Genomic DNA, 4,053 nt, shown 5'->3' on the forward strand with positions numbered 1-4,053 from the left:
CCAATGCGGCGCAAATTTCGCAAGAATTTGAAAAGATGAAAGAGCAGAGTTTGGGAAGCAAAAATGGCTAACGTAAAGTGTCCGCACTGCGGCTCTCAGATCGATATTGACGAGGCGCTACAGCGCGATATCAAGGCTAAATTTGAAGATGAAATTTTGCAGCAGAAGCGAAAGTGGCAGCAGCAGCAAAACGAAGCCACGCTTAAATTTGAAGCCGAGATCGCCGCTAAGCGCGAGGAGTACGCGAAGCATCTGGCGCAGCTGCAAGCGAAGGAAAACGCCTTCGAGCAGCGCGTAAAAGCGGCGACCGATTCTGCGCTAAACAGCGAGCGGGAGAAAATTTTAGCGCTTGCAAAATCTCAGATCGAGAGCGAAAACGCGGCGAAATTTGAAATTTTACAAAAGGAGCTGCAAGAGAAATCGCAAAGAATTTCCGAGCTAAATTTAATAAAGGCCGAAATGGAAGCGCAAAAGCGCAAATTTAGCGAGCTTGAAGCCGAAAACAAAGCCAAATCCGAGATCGAACTAACTAACCGCGTAAACCAAGAGCGTGAGCGGCTTTCGAAACAAATTTCGCAGGAAAACGAGCTGAAATTCCGCCAAAAAGATGAGCAGATCCAAAGCCTAATCGGCCAAATAAACGAGCTTAAGCGCCGCTCTGAGGTGGGCTCGCAGCAGCTTCAGGGCGAGGTACAGGAGCTCGCGCTGCAGGAGTATCTGCGGCTAAACTTTCCTTTGGACGAGATAGATGAGGTCAAAAAGGGCGCGCGCGGCGCAGACTGCGTGCAGATGGTGCATACAAGGGAGTTTGCGGGCTGCGGTAAAATTTTATACGAGAGCAAGCGCACGAAAAGCTTCGAGCCCAAATGGATCGACAAACTCAAAGACGATATGATAGGCGAGGGCGCGCAGATCGGCGTTATCGTCACCGAGCAGATGCCGCCTCACAGCTCTAGGCTGCATCAAGCGCCGAGCGATGCTAGCATCTGGATCTGCTCGTTTGAGGAATTTAAGGGTCTTTGCGCCGTCTTGCGCGAACACGTCGTGGCGCTTGCGTTTGCCAAGAGATCGGGTCAAAATCAAGATAGCAAAACGGCGATGCTCTACGACTATCTGACCTCGCCCGAGTTTGCAAACCAGATAAAAACGATCGTATCGGCATTTGTCGGCATGCAGGAGAGCCTAAACAAGGAGCGCAACGCGATGGAGCGCATCTGGAAACAGCGCGAAAAACAGATCGCCCGTGCGCGAGACGGCGCGATCGCGATGCACGCAAGCATCAGAAGCATCGCCGGAAGCGGCGTAGCGCAGCTAGAGGATGTCGATGAAATTTTAAGCCTCGAAGCGATTGCGGCAGAGGGCGAAGCGGCCGCGCTTCAAGACCAAGACGGCGACGAGATGCTATAGCGCCGTGCGGACGGATCGCGGCTATGGCGAGAGCGCGAGATGATCTCGTGGCGCAAGAAGTTTGTGGAACGGAGAGCTAAATACCTATGAATTCGCGTGACGCAACTTGTTAAATTTCGTCCGCTCTTGCGCTTTGATGCAGTGCAGAACCTCACAACCTCGCTTTCTATATTCACATATCTTGTATCTATATAATAAATTTTAAGCGCAAAATGTTTTATCTCTCCAGTGCGGCGTCTTTGGTACTTTATCGCGACGTAAAATTTACCGTAAAATTTCCTTTAAATTTGCCGCGTAGAGCGCCGCGGTACGTTTTAGATCGCGCCATTAAATTTTAAAATTTCAAAACGTTTGCTTTGATTTGTTGGTTGCTCGCTTTCAAAGCGACGCAAAATTTTGCACAAAAGCCGCGGCGCGCCGTAGAGTTTAGCCGCGCCGTCCGTCAGAGCGCTGGGCTTGAAATTTATGATTAATTTTAACGCCGTTTTAAGATTATTTTTGTAAAATCACATTTCTTTTTTACCGCTGGCGGGGCTCATAGCTCAGTTGGTTAGAGCATCCGGCTCATAACCGGATGGTCCTAGGTTCAAGTCCTAGTGAGCCCACCACCATAAAATTTTTTGCTTTTCACTACATCAAAATCCGCAAAATTCTATAAATTTCATACGTCGTTTTTCCTTTGAAATTCCGCTTCATAACTTCAAAAGACAAAGCTTGCCGCATAATTTCAGCTTTAAAATTTGGTTAAGCTCGCGATTGAATTTTCAAATTTAACTTTCATTTGGCGACCGATTAAATTTTATTTTATGGCAAGTTGCAGTAGAATTCCGTTAAAATTCTTAGTGCAGGGAGATGTCCATGTCAGAAAATCAAACGAAAAAAGGCGGAATTTTAGCCTTTTATTTTAACTCAAGCTTGCTTTGGCGCATCATTATCGCTTTAGTGTTGGGCTCTGCGATTGGTATGTTACTACCTAAAAATATGCCGGTGGGTGATACCACGTGGGTGGCGATTTTAACACCTTTGGGAGATCTTTTCGTGCGGCTTTTAAAGATGATCATGGTGCCGATCATCATCTGTTCGCTGATCGTGGGCACTAGCAGTATCTCGCCCGCGCACCTGGGCAAAGTAGGCGTTAAGGCGATCATATTTTATGCTATAACGACGCTTTTTGCGATCGTTATCGGCCTAGCGTGTGCGTTTATATTTTCTCCAGGTAGCGGGCTTGATCTAAGCGATGCGTCCAAGGCCGTCGAAAAAGCAGCAAATGCGCCTAGTATGAGTAAAATTTTGCTTAATATAATTCCTACGAATCCTTTTGATTCCATAGCTAAGGGCGAAATTTTGCCGATTATCGCGTTTTGCTTATTTTTCGGCGTAGGGCTTGCGTTTTGCCGCGACAGTAGTGATGCTCGTATTAAAAATTCCGCTGATACGGTTTATAATTTTTTCGATGGAATGAGCGAAATTATGTTTAAGGTCGTGCATTGGGTGATGCAATACGCACCAATTGGTGTTTTTGCGCTAATGTTTGTAGTGTTTAATAAAAGCGGTATCGAGGCTTTCAGCTCGCTATTAAATGTCACGATTACCCTATACGTGGGACTTGCGATTCAAGTATTTGCGGTTTATTGCGTTATTTGTATGCTTATCGGAGTTAGCCCGATTAAATTCCTTAAAAAAGTGCGTCCGCCGATGCTTACGGCTTTTGTTACCCGCAGCTCCAACGGCACGCTTCCGATTACGATGCAAACCGCCGAAGATATGGGAATTCCAAAGGCGATCTACGGCTTTGTTTTGCCCGTGGGTGCTACGGTGAATATGAACGGCACGACCGTGTATTTGGGCGTGTGCACGCTCTTTATCGCTAATGCTTGCGGTATCGATCTAAACAGCAGCCACTACCTCACGATCATCATCACTTCGATGCTTGCGGCGATCGGAACTGCCGGAGTTCCGGGAGCTGGTGCGCTGATGCTGCTTTTAGTGCTCGAATCTATCGGCGTCAAGGTAAGTGGTAACGTAGCGATCGCTTACGGAATGATTTTGGGCATTGATGCGATTTTGGATATGGGGCGAACCTCGATGAACGTAACGGGCGATGTTGTCGCGTCGATCTACGTCGCAAAGAGCGAAAACGAAATGGATATGAGTAAGTGGGAGAATTAACCCAATTAAAATTTAGAAAGGACGAGCTATGAAAAGAGTTGGAATTATCGGCGGAATGGGACCTTTGGCGAGTGCGGATCTGTATATGAAGATCATAGAAGAGACTGCTGCGGGCAGCGATCAAGAAAATATTCCGCTTGTAATCGATAGCTATCCGCAGATTGAAGATCGCACGGCATTTATCTTAGGCAAAGGTGAAAATCCGCTTCCGCGCCTAAGCGAGAGCGCTGTTAGGCTCAAAAATGCAGGCTGCAAGGCGTTTGCGATGGCGTGCAACACGGCGCATTTTTTCGCAGACGATGTAGAAGCTGCGGCGGAAATCCCGCTAATTCATATCGCTGAGGTCACCGTAAAAGCGATCCGCAAAAATTATCCAAACGCCCATAAAATCGCTGTGCTAGCCACTATTGGTACAAAAAAAGCTAAAATTTACGACGATCCGCTCAAAGAAGCGGGGCTAATCAGCGTGGAGCTTGG

At 47.3% G+C, this 4,053-nt stretch carries 3 protein-coding genes and 1 tRNA gene; all 4 read left to right on the forward strand.

Annotation, left to right across the window (positions count from 1 at the left end; translation table 11 throughout):
* Nucleotides 1-63: 63 nt before the first annotated feature.
* A complete protein-coding gene (locus Q0095_RS05105; protein ID WP_297881972.1) occupies nt 64-1,407 on the forward strand; it encodes a DUF2130 domain-containing protein in 1,344 nt (447 codons plus the stop codon).
* Between the two features lie 531 nt (nt 1,408-1,938).
* Nucleotides 1,939-2,015 (forward strand) — tRNA-Ile (locus tag Q0095_RS05110).
* Between the two features lie 250 nt (nt 2,016-2,265).
* Entirely contained in the window at nt 2,266-3,576 is a 1,311-nt protein-coding gene (locus Q0095_RS05115) for a dicarboxylate/amino acid:cation symporter (protein ID WP_297881974.1), read from the forward strand.
* Nucleotides 3,577-3,604: 28 nt separating this feature from the next.
* A partial coding sequence (locus tag Q0095_RS05120; protein ID WP_297881976.1) for an amino acid racemase occupies nt 3,605-4,053 on the forward strand: 449 nt, incomplete at its 3' end.

The organism is uncultured Campylobacter sp., assembly GCF_938045535.1.
GTDB lineage: Bacteria > Campylobacterota > Campylobacteria > Campylobacterales > Campylobacteraceae > Campylobacter_B.